13 protein-coding genes and 1 tRNA gene are annotated in these 15398 nt (G+C 42.4%); 7 read left to right on the top strand and 7 right to left on the bottom strand.

The features are described from left to right. Positions 1–26 precede the first annotated feature (26 nt). The gene (locus H6G92_RS04910) at positions 27–671 is read left to right on the top strand and encodes a DUF3318 domain-containing protein (RefSeq protein WP_190891318.1); all 645 of its coding nucleotides are present in this window, start codon (positions 27–29) and stop codon (positions 669–671) included. Between the two features lie 200 nt (positions 672–871). Here H6G92_RS04910 and H6G92_RS04905 read toward each other — a convergent pair whose 3' ends face one another. Next, entirely contained in the window at positions 872–1669 is a 798-nt protein-coding gene (locus tag H6G92_RS04905; protein WP_190891315.1) for a 7-carboxy-7-deazaguanine synthase QueE, read from the bottom strand. Positions 1670–1867: 198 nt separating this feature from the next. On the opposite strand from H6G92_RS04905, the gene H6G92_RS04900 reads away from it, so the two are divergent. Continuing rightward, positions 1868–2917 (top strand): anti-sigma factor antagonist, encoded by a 1050-nt coding sequence (locus H6G92_RS04900; RefSeq protein WP_190891313.1) that lies wholly within the window; start codon positions 1868–1870, stop codon positions 2915–2917. 104 nt (positions 2918–3021) lie between these two features. Here H6G92_RS04900 and H6G92_RS04895 read toward each other — a convergent pair whose 3' ends face one another. From H6G92_RS04895 to H6G92_RS04870, 6 genes are all read right to left on the bottom strand, one after another. After that, positions 3022–4479: a YcjF family protein gene (locus tag H6G92_RS04895; protein WP_190891310.1), complete on the bottom strand. Its 1458-nt coding sequence runs from the start codon at positions 4477–4479 to the stop codon at positions 3022–3024. A 105-nt stretch (positions 4480–4584) separates the two neighbouring features. Beyond that, positions 4585–4661: transfer RNA gene (locus H6G92_RS04890), tRNA-Met, on the bottom strand. Positions 4662–4707: 46 nt separating this feature from the next. Beyond that, on the bottom strand, positions 4708–5661 hold the full coding sequence (locus H6G92_RS04885) for an asparaginase (RefSeq protein WP_190891308.1): 954 nt from the start codon (positions 5659–5661) through the stop codon (positions 4708–4710). Positions 5662–5748: 87 nt separating this feature from the next. Beyond that, positions 5749–6249, bottom strand: coding sequence for a CGLD27 family protein (locus H6G92_RS04880; protein ID WP_190891306.1), 501 nt, complete (start codon positions 6247–6249; stop codon positions 5749–5751). Beyond that, positions 6246–6704, bottom strand: a complete 459-nt coding sequence (gene rsfS / locus H6G92_RS04875; RefSeq protein ID WP_190891304.1) for a ribosome silencing factor — start codon at positions 6702–6704, stop codon at positions 6246–6248. Before rsfS ends, H6G92_RS04880 begins: the two co-directional genes overlap by 4 nt. Before the next feature lie 617 nt (positions 6705–7321). Next, the gene (locus tag H6G92_RS04870) at positions 7322–8593 is read right to left on the bottom strand and encodes a glycosyltransferase family 4 protein (RefSeq protein ID WP_190891302.1); all 1272 of its coding nucleotides are present in this window, start codon (positions 8591–8593) and stop codon (positions 7322–7324) included. Positions 8594–8967: 374 nt separating this feature from the next. On the opposite strand from H6G92_RS04870, the gene H6G92_RS04865 reads away from it, so the two are divergent. The 5 genes from H6G92_RS04865 to H6G92_RS04845 all read left to right on the top strand — a co-directional run bounded on the left by H6G92_RS04865 (position 8968) and on the right by H6G92_RS04845 (position 15175). Then, positions 8968–10146: a DNA cytosine methyltransferase gene (locus H6G92_RS04865; protein WP_190891299.1), complete on the top strand. Its 1179-nt coding sequence runs from the start codon at positions 8968–8970 to the stop codon at positions 10144–10146. Between the two features lie 170 nt (positions 10147–10316). Then, positions 10317–10997 (top strand): deoxyribose-phosphate aldolase, encoded by a 681-nt coding sequence (gene deoC, locus H6G92_RS04860; RefSeq protein ID WP_190891297.1) that lies wholly within the window; start codon positions 10317–10319, stop codon positions 10995–10997. A 121-nt stretch (positions 10998–11118) separates the two neighbouring features. Then, positions 11119–12048: a DNA repair protein RecO gene (recO, locus tag H6G92_RS04855; protein WP_190891294.1), complete on the top strand. Its 930-nt coding sequence runs from the start codon at positions 11119–11121 to the stop codon at positions 12046–12048. Beyond that, entirely contained in the window at positions 12035–13675 is a 1641-nt protein-coding gene (locus H6G92_RS04850; protein ID WP_190891473.1) for an MFS transporter, read from the top strand. The genes recO and H6G92_RS04850 overlap by 14 nt, the downstream gene beginning before the upstream one ends. Before the next feature lie 351 nt (positions 13676–14026). After that, positions 14027–15175: a glycosyltransferase family 4 protein gene (locus H6G92_RS04845; protein WP_190891292.1), complete on the top strand. Its 1149-nt coding sequence runs from the start codon at positions 14027–14029 to the stop codon at positions 15173–15175. Positions 15176–15398: the final 223 nt, after the last annotated feature.

The raw sequence follows: 15398 nt of genomic DNA, 5'->3' as shown, positions 1-15398 counted from the left end.
ACTGAAATTTTCTGGGGCTGGATATTATGACATCCTATGCAACCTCCTCTGCCAAAGCGGAAATGAGTGAACTCCGGCGGTTGAAAGGCTTACTACCGCCAGAATTACAGAGCTGGGTCACGGTTGAAGGCACAACTGAGGTCAATCCACCCCTGGTTCGTTGCGAAGAAATTGGTAAAGACCAGGTAGAAATTCAAATTGACTTGGTGAAATGGGATGCCCTCGCAATGGATCAGCGCAATCTGCTGTTCTGGCATGAAGTTGCTCGCGTTCAAAATGACACAATTCCTAAAGATGGTTGGGAAATGGCAGCACTAGCCATTGGTTTAGGTGGTGCTGTAGGCGAATTGTGGGTACAAGATGGATTGCTTCTGGTGTTAGCTTTGTCGCTATGTGGTGTGTCAGGCTGGCGACTGTACCAAAAGAATAATGGGGAAAAGCAACTAAGAGAATTGCTCAATGCTGATGAGAAAGCGATCGCTTTAGCAACTCGTTTTGGTTATACCCTCCCCAATGCCTACAAGAGTCTAGGTAGCGCCTTGAAAACCCTGATTGACAATACTCCTAGTAAGCGCCAACGGTCGAGATATGAAGCAAGACTCTCTGCCCTCAAACGCAGTGCCAATAAGGCAAAAGCTAAATCTAAAACTCAAGATGAGGGCGGTTTGTAATTAGTTAGGAGTTAGGAGTTATGAGTCAAATCGAAACTTCAAACTCCTCGTTCCTCACTCCTCACTCTGCCTCCAACTGGGAATGCGTACTCAGAGGGCTACTGCCTCCCTACCTAGCGGCAGCAGCCCAATGACAATTTCATAAAATCTTACTTTTTTCTTGACTACATCTTTATCAAACTCAAATTTTACAGAAATTTTTAGAGTTGGTTCAGCATTTTATGCGTCTGAGGGATCACACGCACGTGCTTGACAAACCCCTTCATCAAAGCTTGCCACGTCAAAACTTCATCGCTTGAAGGCGCAAGCATAGGTATTGGGGAGAATTGTTCAGATACTGGCAAAGGCGTAACAGGTTGTAAAAATACTGAGATATCTGGACTAACCTCTGCCACGAGCAAAGCTGAACGTTCCAACTCGGCTGGATCTGTGTTTTGAGACACAATTATCTTGACAAAAACATTTAAATATGAGTCATGACATAATTGGAGAAATTTAGCATGTTCTTGCCAATGACTTTCGCCGCTGACACTGGGCAATTTGAAATCCATACCCACAGAGTCTAAATAAGGGAGAATCATCGCCAATTGTTCTGGGCGATGTCCGCCAGTTTCTAAGTATATAGGTAGACCAGTTATGGCTCGCACTTGGGGTAGAAACTGCGTTAAGAATGGGGCATGAAGAAGTGGTTCGCCCCCAGTTAAGCTAATGCTATCGTGTAGACAAGGTAGATTTTGCTGTTTCACCCATTCGAGTAGTATGGGTAGAGAAACAGGGTTAGAGTGGATTTCAAAGTCGCGCAATCCAGGCGATCGCTCTATCCGACAAGTAGCAGGTGCATTCCAAGTGTGGGCGCTGTCACAAAAATTACAGCGTAAATCACACAGAGCAAAACGAATAAAAATCTGACGTGTCCCTACATTCAGTCCTTCCCCTTGAATGGCAGAAAAGACCTCAATCAGGCGTGCGGTAGGTGTAACCGTATTTTTAGCAATCATTTGATCAGAGCAACGCGATCGCGCTGCGTCGGCACAACAGCAAGGATGTTTTTTGGCTTCTTGTTCTATTGTGAATCGTCGCTAGCGATCTCCAATTTCAGCCCCGGTAAATAGCAATTAGTCCTTATTACTACTGATTCCGATATTGGGTTAAGTAATTTTGTAGGACAAAATAATGTTTGGCAGATTACATTATACATGGCAACGAAAGTGCAGAGCTTCATGACTAGCCAACCGACAGAGGTCGATTTTCCAGTTAATTCCCTAAACGACACGGCTATAGTGCAGGTGCCTACGCGGTTGAGCGTGCTGGAGGCTTTAAGCTTTAAGCAAACCTGCCAAAGCTTAATCCAACCCAATTCACATCCTAAGCAAATCATCATTGACTTTCACCAAACTACTTTTATGGATAGTAGTGGTTTAGGTGCCCTGGTAAGTAATTTTAAATACGCTCAGTCCAAAGGGATTACATTAACACTGCGGAATGTAACACCTCAAGTAATGGCAGTCCTAAAACTCACGGGATTAGATGAGGTTTTTCCCTTAGAGCTTGTGGAGGATGGGTCGCTAATAAAACAAGAAGACTTGGTAGATAGCCGGAAGACAACTTCCCGTAAAGTAGAGCAGTTACCTACTACTCACCCTTCTGTGGCATCTTGGATGAAACGGCTATTAGACATTATAGGATCAGTGGTCGGTTTATTAATTACAGGAGTTTTATTTTTTCCTATTGCGATCGCTATTCAAATTAATGATCCTGGGCCTATTTTATTTAGTCAAACCCGCTGTGGTTGGATGGGTAAGCATTTTGAGATTTGGAAATTCCGCTCCATGTGTGTGGATGCGGAAGCGAAGAAATCCGAAGTCAAAAACCAAGTACAAGGCGCTTTTTTCAAGAATGATAATGACCCCAGAATTACCAAAGTAGGGCGCTTTTTACGGCGAACTAGTCTTGATGAACTGCCGCAATTTTGGAATGTCCTCAAAGGAGAGATGAGTTTAGTAGGCACTCGACCACCTACACCCGATGAAGTGGAACGCTACGAAGTACCGGAGTGGCAACGTTTAGATGTTAAACCCGGTATGACTGGCGAATGGCAAGTAAACGGGCGTTCTACAGTCCGTAGTTTTGAAGATGTAATTCGTCTGGATTTGCAGTATCAAAAAAATTGGAGTTTGGTGTACGATTTAAAGCTAATTTTCAAAACTATAGCTATTCTGTTTAATAGAAACAGTGGTGCTGTTTAGCTAACTACCCTTATTCACAATTTTTTGCTAATTCCCAATCACAATAATTGTTAGATACACCCAAGCCTAAAATAGGCTTGGGTAAATTTTAGGTTTTTATAGCATTATCCGACAGCCTTTTGGGTACTTACTAATTCAACCTGCTGCACCTTTGGCAATAAACGTTTCATACCTTGCTTAACAAATCCCTGCAAAAAACCAATCTGCTGATTTTGCTGAAATACTTTTTGCAATGTTTGCCGCAAATTCTCTAAATTCAAACCAGTCCCAGAATCTATTGCTATTTCCTGCTGTTGGAAATACTCAACTAGACTTAACCCTGCTACCCTGGTCAGATAAGCTGCACTTACTCCCTGCACTACGCCGCCAGCAACAAAGGTAACGGCATTACTTTTTAGAACAGTACTAATCGCCTTGGTAGAAAGTTCAACTAAACCTAGTTTCAGCATCAAACTTCCCATTGTTCCAGCTACGGTTTGTGCCTGTTCCAAGGAAAATTTCTGCTGATAGATATTACCCAAATCCATTACCATTTGAGCATTAATTGCGGCAGTCGCCAGAATATCAAGGGCTGGGACTGGGTTAGCAAAGGCAGCAGCAGCAGCTATCCATTGATATTGTTCAATAATAGGGGTGGCGCGATCGCGTCTGGTTGCATTTAGCCAGTTTTTCGCCTCAGCTTTCAACAGCCCGGCTTTCCTCATGGTAGTTACCCAAACCAGCCGTTGTCCCTGCTGTGCCAAAACTTCACCCAACTGGTGCGTCAACTGCTGGATCTCTGCTTCTGGTTGTTCCATCCACTCTTGTATAGAACCATCAGCCTCATGCTTTCGGACTTTGATCGGAATGGGAGAGGCCGCAGTTGCAACTACATTTCCCTGCATCCGCTGTTTCAATGACAGCAAGACGCTGGCGCTTTCATCGGCTAAATACTGATCTTGTTTGTTGAAAACCAGAATTGTGGGCTGATTTGCTGCTTTTAGCTGCTGTAAGGTTTGAAATTCTGAGTCTGTCAAATCACCGTTTGTCAGGAACAGAACAAAATCAGATTTTGCTACTTCTGCCAAAATAGCTGCATCTGAATTTTCACTCGCTTCTCTAAATAAAGGTGCTGTCTCTTCTAAAGACACAAAATTTTGTGTCTCTGCATTTTGCTTTAGCACTTGAATTAAAGTGCTTTTACCCACGGATTTCCCGCCAGTTACAGCAACTTTAATTTTTTGCCTGTCTACTTCAAACAATAATTGGGCAACTTCTTCTCTAAGTGTCTGTAACGCCGGATGATTTTCTGTTTCTTGTGCCAGTTGGTTAATTACAGTTTCAGCTTTAGCGATCGCACTTTCCACAGTCGCTCGATCCACAACCATACCATCTAGCTGCTCTAAACTGTCTTTCGGGCGATTTTTTTGGAATAACCACAAACCACCACCAACAGCTAAGGCACTCAACAGACCAAACTCACTCACCTGCACTATAGAATCGTGCCAGCTTTGTAACATCCACAGAGAAAAGGACAGTCCCAATCCTCCCACTAAAATTGGTCGCTGCAACTTCACAACCATGATTATCCGCGCCTTTTAGATGGCTATTTCTTCCAGAATAGATCAAAATAAAACAAAAACCCTGCAATCTTCACTGATTGTAGGGTTTTTATTTTATCTTTTATTTGGTGGCGGGAAGTGGATTTGAACCACTGACCTTCGGGTTATGAGCCCGACGAGCTACCAGGCTGCTCTATCCCGCGTCGCTCTTGACTTCTATAGCATAACCTATAGTCAAGAGTTTGGCAACTACAAAAATGATAATTCTCCAATTACTTCTAAACGCTTGTATTTTCCCAAGGTCACAAACTTTTCTGAGAGGCTTTCTGCGGCGCTGGGACTAATCCAACCCATTTGTTGGAGTAAGTGAATCGCAACGGCATGTTTTGCCCGTTTTGCCCCATCCATGACTTTGATTGCCAATCCCATGCCCTCACCGAGTCTACCAATGCACTGCACTCCTTCGGCACCAGCTTTGCTGACTAGTTCTCCTGGAGTTAAGCGCATCAGTTCCGTATCAAATTCTCCATCTCCTGCTACCATCGCGGGGTGATGAGTCATAGCACGGACAATGCGCTCCATATCCAAGTTGGTACTAGAGGCTAACAGTGCATACAAAGATGCCATATGACCGAGTTGCATCAGATAAGTTGGTGCGCCACAGTCATCATGAGCGCTGATAAACTCTTCCGCAGGCATTCGCAGCAACTCTGCTACCTTGCCCAAAATCAATTGCTGTATTGGGTGCTTGCGATCCAAGTAGTTATTCAAAGGCCAATGGCGTTGCTGACAAACAGCTAACATTCCTGCATGTTTGCCAGAGCAATTGTATTCCAGAGGACTCCGCTTACCTTCAGGAATTGGACACTGAAGTATAGTCGGGTCAAGATCGGCCCGCCAAAGGATGTTAAATACCTGTCGGACTTGATCTATTCTTCCTTTATGGGAACTTGTGATAATTGCTAAGTCGCGATCGCTGAGTTGATAGCGTTCCAGTGTACCTGTGGTGGTGACTGCGAGTGCCTGAAATGGTTTAAGCGCTGAACGGATAAATGCAGCAGTTTCAGAATTTCCGGCAACGGTTAGAACCCGTCCTCGTTCATCGCAGACAACAGCTTGGACTATATGCCTGGATTCAATAATACCTTCCCGCAGCAACCGGACTTCCAGTGCTGTGGCTTGAGTTCGTTTTCCCATTGTCATGGGTTTATATTTATCACCTTTTTTAATTAATTAGTCATTGGTCATTAGTCATTATCTAAGGACTAATGACTAATGACCAATGACTTTTTAAAACAAATGCCAAACTATAGTACCAATAACGTACATTCCCGCCAAGCCAGCAAAGGTAAATTGTAACCGCCGCAAAATAGGTTTAATTTCGTATGAAACAATCAAGCGATCGCGGTTAAGGATTTCCTGTGGCTTTGTCCAAGTTTGACCGTCATACCAGCCAGACTCTTCATAAAAGACTGTAGGGCTGCAAAGGCGATCGCACACGTAGAACCAGCCTAAGTACAACCTTACCAGTGCCAGCACTACCCCAACACTCGCTGCTGCTGCACCACAGAGGATAAAATGTGCAATATACTTGTGAGGGGGAAAACTTGCCGCAGCTACAGGCCCTGCTACCAGCCAAGATAAACCCCAAATCCAAACAATTTTCGTGATATACTCGCGCCAATCTAAAGTGCTATCACGAAACAGCCAGGAAGTTTTTAACTCTTCGTACTCATTAAGCGGTTGTTGGTCTGTAGGAACTGGGCAATTAGAAACCGAAGACCTAATCATGTTGGCTTACCCTCACCCTCATCAGATTCTGGAAGGGAAATACGCTCTGCATGAATCCAGAACGCTTCTAAATTATAAAACTCCCGTTCCTTGGGCATCATGATGTGAACGATCACATCACCGTAGTCTTGTAGTACCCAACTCCCCTCAACTTTTCCTTCTGTCCTTATGGGACGCCGTTGCAACTCAGTTTCGACTTTTCCTTCAATTGCTTGAGCGATCGCTCTTACTTGTACCTTAGAATAGCCAGTCATCATCACAAAGTAATCAGCTAGGTAAGATACCTCTGCTACTTTGAGCAATATAATCTCACCTGCTTTGCGGTCTGATCCAGCTTCTGCGATCGTTGCAGCTAATTTTCCGCTCTCCTCTTCGGTATGAGCGTGGCTCTTTACCACACTCTTCGTCAGTGGGACAGATTGTAATGGGAAATTTCCTTGGAAATAATCAGTCATTAAACCTCAGGTGCTTTCTTTCTTTTGAAACAATTGTTTACATTTACTTACAAATCACAAACAATTGATCTGAAAATGTGTCAATAGGTTTTTTTGAATACTAACAAAAAAACAGGTGTCTATGGGGCTAGTTTGATAATTGGCTAGTGCAAGGAGGCATGAGGCAGAAGGAAACAAAATATGTCAATTAAGGTTTTTAACCTTTTTCAGCTGGATAGTTATTTCCGCCATGCCGTACTAATAATTTGCAGGTAAGTCCACATCTATGCTTTTGGCTGTCTGCTACTAAAAACTACAATACAACACAGCAGATTCATGCCTGGTCTACCAAAAGTGTGATTGGTACAAGTCTAGTATTTGGTATGACAAGATACTAAAGCACTCATTTAGTATGGATAAAAATTGCTATTCCCACAGATTGAATGAAGTGATGCTCTGGGATTTTTGAGTCAGGTTGCCCCAAGGGTATTGGTCTATATACTAAATATTTAAAGTATAATTAACTACCCTCAAATATTTAACGCTTTAAAAATTGAGGGTAGAATTACTACTTTATTAAGTATAGTCGTACTGAAGGGTTAAGGTAAAGGTATGTAATCTAACTCTACTGCTGTAGATTAAACTTCTTGTTTTGTAACTCTTGTGGACTGAATTACTCCACGATCTGCTGTCAATGAGTAACACAATGACTCATATTGATTTAAAGCTTGCTCAAAAGCATAGTGTTCAACGGCATATTGGCGACTTTTATAACCCAGAGTTTTTACTTTTTCGGGGTTTTGGTATAAATCTAAAATTGCCATTGCTAAAGCTTGGGGATCTTCTGGAGGAACGATAACTCCGCCGCCACTTTGCCTGATAGCTCTTGCTGCTGTCCCATTGTCAGGGACAGAGGCAACTAACGCCCCTCCACTAGCAAGCAGCACTTGGATTTTTGATGGCATATTGAAGGATACAACATTTTTCTTTTGCACCACCAAGCCAACATCGGCGGCTGCTAACATTTGTGGCAAATATTTGCGGGGTTGAAACGGAAGTAGCAAAACATTATCTGCGCCGCAGTCTAGACATTCCTGTTGCAATCGCTCTAAACCTTTTGCCTCTCCAACGATGACAAAAATAATATCTGGGATATGGCGCAACACAGAAGCAGCTTTGACGACGCTTTCTAAGCCTTGGGTTAAGGCAATGTTGCCAGAATAAAGTACTACAAATTTGCCATTCAAATTATGTGCTGCGCGGAAAGGGTTATTTTCTTTAGGCAAAGGGCGGATAAAATTTACATCAACCCAGTTAGGAATTTGCACAATTTTGTCAGCTTCTACGCCCTTAGATTGCAAATTGTCCACAAACCCATCGGCGATAACGCTAATTTTACTGGCAGTATGGTAGGCAAATTTTTCCAATAATCTAAACAAATGGATGAGCAATTTATTTTTCAGTAGACCGACGTGGACGGCTGCTTCTGGTAATATATCTTGTAGATTTAAAATCACAGGACAAGCACGTAACCATCCTAAAAGAGCAACTGGTACACAGCTTGGCAAAGATGGCGATGTTGAGAGAATCACATCTGGACGCCAACCGATGAGAGCGGGCACAAAACTAGTGACCACAAAACTAGCATCTAGTAACACCCGATCTAATAGGTTAGGTTGTGGACGAATCCAAACGTAACTGCGTTGGATTTGAACTCCATTTTTGTATTCGTTGAGATACCACTTCCCTCGATATTCTTGGTAAATCTGACGCTCAGGGTAGTTGGGCATAGCGGTGACTACGCGCACTTGATGCCCACGCTTCACTAGTCCCTCTGCTAATTCAGTCATCAGTGGGGCAATACCAATTGGCTCTGGATAGTAGTTGTAGGAATAAATTAAAATCCGCATAAAAAGTTAGTCCGAAGTACCCCGGTTTTTTATTTAATGACAATACTTTGTCTTAAACATCGTTTAGAGCTTGGAAACTCCTATATTTAATTGTGGCTTCAGACTCTTTTTATGTCAGGGAATTTCCTTAAAGATTGAGTAAACTTTAATATTGAATACTTAGAGCAACGATGAATTTTTTTTACTATTTAAGCAATATACAAATTGTTCATTCTTGATTGGTACGTAAGTATAAACCCTAACTAAATTAGGTTTTACCAGCCCCTGAGACCAAATTGGGATAGTTTGTATGAATTGTTCTTAAAAAGAAGGACACAACCGATTTTACTAAACATCTGATATTAATAAGGTTGTTTTATAAAACTAGTCATTCAATGAGCGATCGCCCTTGTATTTTCTCCTTTTTTGCTGGTTCAGGATTCCTAGATTTAGGTTTTGAAAGCAGCGGTTTTAACATTGTTTATGTAAATGAGATTTTTTCCTCATTCATGGCTGCATACCGCTACTCACGGCAGGTTCTCAATCTGCCGTTGCCAGAATATGGGTATTATGACGGAGAAGTAGGAGACGTAACCCAACTTCTCGAAGGTTTACAAATACAACATCTCCAGGAGTTAGTACAAGACTGCCGCAAATCTAGTAATATTGTCGGCTTCATTGGCGGGCCTCCCTGTCCTGATTTTTCTATTGGCGGGAAAAATAGAGGATGTTTAGGAGATAATGGCAAACTTTCCGCTTCTTACGTTGAATTAATTTGCCGCAATCTTCCAGATTTCTTTTTATTTGAGAACGTTAAGGGGTTGTGGAGAACGACAAAGCACCGTTTATTTTTTGAATCGCTTAAGCAACAATTACTGGAATCAGGCTATATATTAACAGAGCGGTTAATTAATGCTATCGAATATGGTGTACCCCAGGATAGAGAAAGAATTATTCTCATTGGTTTCCGAAATAATTTTATCAAGGATATAGGAATAAAATTCGGTAGTGAAAAGTCAATAACTGAGAGACATTTTCCTTGGGATAATCATATTTTATATCCTCGAAAAAATGTTTTTGCTTATCCTTGGCGTAAGTGCGAACCATTTGAAGAAAATTCCATTATGCCTTGTCCTGATGGCATCCCTCAAGAACTCACCGTAGAATACTGGTTTAGAAAAAATAATGTTCTGAAGCATCCCAATGCTGAACACTGTTTTCAACCAAGGGCAGGCATTACAAGATTTACTGCTATTGATGAAGGAGATGATTCTAAAAAGTCTTTTAAGCGTCTTCACAGATGGCGTTATTCACCAACAGCTTGCTATGGAAATAATGAAGTACATTTGCATCCCTATAAAATCCGCCGAATATCTGTGGCAGAAGCTTTAGCGATACAATCTTTACCTGCAAATTTTGTACTTCCAGAAAATATGTCGCTCACGAATATGTTTAAAACTATTGGTAATGGTGTCCCATATTTGGCATCGAAGGCGTTAGCTAAAAATATTATTAACTTCTTAGGCACTGACTTCACAAATGGTGTTGATATTTCTAAGCCTACTACTGCCTAATGTCAACTTAAACACTTACAGTAATTCCGCAATATCTACAAAGCCGACATCCGATAGAAGTCAGCAGCTTCTTTTCAGAATAAACTCGTAATAAATATGGTTTAATATATATATAAGAAATGTTTTAATTTTTTATAAAGTTTAATAATCAATCACTGGCAGAAGACACGATGGCAGCAGACTATCCCGATATTGATATTGCGCCATTTATCGATCACTCCCTCTTAATGCCAACGGCTACTCCAGAGCAGGTTGAGCAGTGGTGTGAAGAAGCATACAGATTCAATTTTGCGGCGGTTTGCTTGCACCCCGCCTATGTCAAACAAGCAGTCGAACTCCTACACGGCAAGAACCCGAAAGTCTGTACGGTGATTGGCTTTCCTACTGGTGCAACGACTTCAGCAGTGAAACTGTATGAGGCTCAAGAAGCGGCGGATAATGGGGCCACTGAGTTGGATGTGGTAATGAACTTGGGCTGGTTGAAAGCTGGAAAAACTGAAGAAGCCCACCGGGAAATTGCCGAAATTTGTGAAGAGACGGGGCAAACTGTCAAGGTAATTTTAGAAACCAACCTGTTGACAGATGCGGAAAAAAAAATAGCTGCTGAAATAGCTATGGAGGCGGGAGCGGCATTCTTAAAAACTAGTACAGGTTGGAATGGTGGTGCAACAGTGGCAGATGTACGACTTTTGCAGGAATTGGCAAAAGAAAGGGTAGGAATTAAAGCTTCGGGTGGTATACGCACTATCAATCAAGCCCTAGACTTAATCGTAGCGGGTGCTACTAGATTAGGCACATCTCGCGGTATCGATTTGATCCGCCAGCGCGATAATCTGGGAAAGGATGAATAGTCATTTGTTTCTCGTTCTACCCCGCGGGAAACTGCTGGCACGTCTAAGTCATTTGTCCTTTGTCCTAACCTAATGACCAATGACCAATGACCAATGACCAATGACCAATGACTAATGACTAATGAGTAGAAACTACAAAGCAACGGGAATTAATCTTAAAACTCAGGTGCTGGGAGAATCGGATAAAATAGTGACGATTTTAACACCAGAATTTGGTCTGATTCGAGCAGTGGCTCCAGGGGCACGCAAGCACAACTCCAGCCTGGGCGGCAGGAGTGGTATGTTCGTTGTGAATGAACTATTGATTGCGAAAGGGCGATCGCTTGATAAAATTACTCAAGCACAGACGTTAAAAACTTATCCTGGTTTAGCTAAAGATTTGGGAAAATTGGCTGCCAGCCAGTATTTAGCAGAAATAGTCCTGTGTCAAGGTTTGAGCGAACAACCCCAAGAAGAACTTTATGAGTTGTTCAATGAACATCTCCATCGGTTGGAGGCGTTGTCTAGTGCTAATGCATCTGGTGTTTTGGCTCATCTGGCTCATGGGGTGTTTCACCTTTTAGCCTTAGCAGGAGTAACGCCGCAAGTGCAAATCTGCTGCCTATCTGGGCGTTCGCTAAAGCCAGACTTTACAGACCCCAACTGGCAGGTAGGATTTAGCATCCCTGCGGGTGGAACGGTTTGCTTAGAAGCTTGGGAACGTTTACGAAGAGAGGGAGAGAGAGAGAGGGGGATACAAAGAAATTCATCTTTTTCTCCATCACCTAATCGCCCCATTATTCCATCACCGCCAAAACCTGGCTCCCAAACAGTTGTTGTGCATCGGCAAGAAATACCTGTGATTTCTAGTCGTCCGGGTGCTATGGAACTGGCTTTGCTTCAACATCTGTCACAACCAGAGATAATGCAAATTGATGGTGCTAGAGATCATCACTGGTTATCTGTTGAGCAGATTTTGCGCCAGTATGCTCAGTATCAATTAGGTCGCCCTATTCGCTCTGCTACCTTGATCGACTCTTATTTTGCTGCCAACCATGATGCAACCGTCTGATTTGGATAAAAAAATCCTGCCTTTGTCACCAAGCCTCGCCAAAAAACAGAATAGGGTATCAGAACCTACAGTCAGGAATCACTTGAGCGCCGTTTCCAAGTGTACACCTAGTCAAATCAATGGCCAAGAAATGTCCCCAAAAGATGTTTCTAAAAACGATCAAAGTTGGACAGCCCAGATCCCAAAAACTGATGTTCCAAGTCAATCAGAAACACAATCTGAGGACAAATTAACCATTACTCAAGGAGATAGCAACGGACAGAGTTTGCCAGTAAAGACTATTCCAGAAAAAGAACCACAAAAATTAGATGTATCTGGTTCAGGTGGAGAAACTGGTTCAGGAAATGTCAAACAACAGGGATTTTTGCCTGTATTAAAAAACCCTAATTTCCTGGCTCTTTGGGGCGGTCAAGTTTTCTCCCAACTAGCAGATAAAGTTTATTTAGTGCTGATGATTGCTTTGATTAATACTCAGTTTCAGGCTAGTAATCAGAGTATTAGTGGTTGGGTGTCAGTTTTGATGATGGCTTTTACGATTCCCGCCGTATTATTTGGTTCCGTTGCTGGGGTATTTGTTGATCGTTGGTCGAAAAAGGCTGTGCTGGTGGCGACAAATATGTGGCGCGGCATCCTGGTTTTGTCAATTCCCTTCCTGCTGTGGTTGACTCATGGCTGGAAACCCATAGGAGTCCTGCCAGTGGGTTTTTTGATTATCCTGGGTGTGACTTTTTTAGTTTCCACGCTGACGCAGTTTTTTGCACCGGCAGAACAGGCGGCAATTCCCTTAATAGTAGAAGAACAGGATTTACTCTCGGCAAATTCGCTTTATACGACAACGATGATGGCATCGGTGATTGTTGGGTTTGCTGTTGGGGAACCATTGTTAGCGATCGCCGATGGACTTTGGCTGCAAATTGGTGGTAGTGGTAGTTTGGGCAAAGAATTTTTAGTAGGTGGTAGTTATGCGATCGCAGGACTAATTTTGTTCCTGTTGGCAACTAACGAAAAACACCACGACCCCGATACAGAATTCCCTCACGTATTCTCTGACTTGCGGGATGGCTTTGCCTACCTCAAAGCAAATCATCGCGTCCGCAATGCTTTGCTTCAGCTGATTATCTTGTTTTCTGTCTTTGCAGCATTAACTGTTCTAGCCGTTCGCATGGCGGAAATCATTCCTAACATGAAAGCCTCTCAGTTCGGCTTTTTACTAGCAGCCGGCGGCGTTGGTATCGCTGCTGGAGCAACAATTCTCGGTCAATTTGGTCAACGCTTCTCCTATATCCAACTAAGTCTGTGTGGTTGTATGGGCATGGCAGCATCCCTGATTGGTCTGTCAATATTTACAACTCAACTGTGGCTAGTTCTGTTACTGGTGGCGCTATTAGGTATCTTTGGGGCGCTAGTGGGTATTCCCATGCAAACAGCCATCCAAACAGAAACACCTCCAGAAATGCGTGGTAAAGTCTTTGGTTTACAAAACAATGTAATTAATATTGCTCTCTCCTTACCTTTGGCATTAGCAGGTGTAGCAGAAACCTTTGTAGGATTACAGGCAGTTTTTTTGGGATTAGCTGCGATCGTCTTTTCAGGAGGTATATTAACTTGGTATAACTCACAGAAGTAGTTATCAGCTAACACGAGCTATTATTCATTACTTTTAAGTAATTAATATTTACTTAAAGCTTTTCTGTTCATGGTAAACTGTGGTCAGTGAAAATTTATCACATACTTGCGGGATATCAATCTGACATTAGTCAGAATAAGTTGTTTAAACATGAGAAACTAACAACTTATAAGTAGAATAAATAAAGCCATAAATCAACTGGTTTAATAGCTTAAAATAGGCTTTTTAAACTAAATTCTGTTGGAAATTTGTAATAACTAAAAAACCAGCAAGTATAGCTAGATAAAATAAAAATCACGAAGGACACACAAGTAATAGATCAAACCCGCTTTTCTTACAGCTAAATAAAGAATGCGTATAGCCTGGATTGGAAAAAAATCACCCTTTTGTGGCAATGTTACCTACAGTAGAGAAATTACAAATGCCTTACTAGACAAGGAACATCAAGTTAGCTTTCTTCACTTTGCCCAAGAAGAATCTGAACCTGACAACTGGCCAAATCTCCGAGAGGTTTCCCTACCTTTCATTTACAAGTCGCAGGTTTACACAATTCCCACTTTTAAAGCGACCAAAGTTTTAACCGATTCACTGCGGAAAATCAAGCCAGATATAGTCCATGCTTCCTTGACACTATCTCCTCTAGACTTTTTTCTACCGGAAATCTGTGAGGAACTGAAGTTGCCGCTAGTTGCCACTTTTCACACACCGTTTGCTGGCAAGGGGGCAAAGCTGATATCGGGAACACAACTTTTGGCTTATCAGCTTTACGCGCCTTTTTTAGTTAACTACGATCGCGTGATTGTATTTTCCCAAATTCAGCGAGAATTATTGGCAGGTATGGGTGTGAGGAAAGAAAATATTGCCGTAATTCCCAACGGTGTTGATACTGCCAAGTATTCTCCAGGATTTTCTCAAGTCAAATCAGAATTTAAAGCCGAACGCTTGTTTGTCTATCAAGGTCGCATAGCGCCCGAGAAAAATGTCGAAGCCCTCCTCCGGGCTTGGAAGCAGTCGGCAATGGGGTCTGGTAGTAAGTTGCTAATTGTTGGGGATGGCCCTTTGAAATCTTCCTTAGAGCCATTTTATGGTTCAGAATACGGCATTATCTGGTTGGGATTTGTAGCTGATGAAGACCGACGCATCGAAATTTTGCGGGGTGCAGATGTATTTATTTTGCCTTCATTGGTAGAGGGTTTGTCCCTATCTTTGTTAGAAGGTATGTCATGTGGGCTAGCTTGTTTAGCAACAGACGTGGGTGCAGATGGAGAAGTATTGGAAAAGGGCGCAGGTATAGTTATTAGTACTAAAACAGCGCGATCGCAATTACGAACCCTCTTGCCAGTCTTGCAAGACCATCCAGAGTTAACAACCTTACTAGGGCAAAAAGCCAGACAGCGTATATTAGACCGCTATACCCTAAGTAAAAATATTACTCTACTCGAAGAACTTTATAAAGAAGTTTTAGCACAGCGACCTCTACCACTAAGTCGCAGAGCCTAGGGGATGCCAGTTGTTACAATGAATAGCGCAGCAATAGCGAGTTAAACACTATGCACAATCGCTAACGCTTCTCTACTGAGACGCTGTGCGAATGCTATCGAGCGTTGGGAAACTCCGCAAGGCACTTGCTCCCCTAAGTGTATTTATTTAAAAATCCTATATAAAGCATCAGTTTGTAATTGATTATCATCCTATATTTCCAATTCTTGATCTAGTTCCTGAC

Origin of the sequence: Nostoc foliaceum FACHB-393, assembly GCF_014698505.1 — a bacterium.
Classification (GTDB): Bacteria; Cyanobacteriota; Cyanobacteriia; order Cyanobacteriales; family Nostocaceae; genus Nostoc; species Nostoc foliaceum_A.
This window is presented reverse-complemented; position numbering and strand designations above follow the sequence as displayed.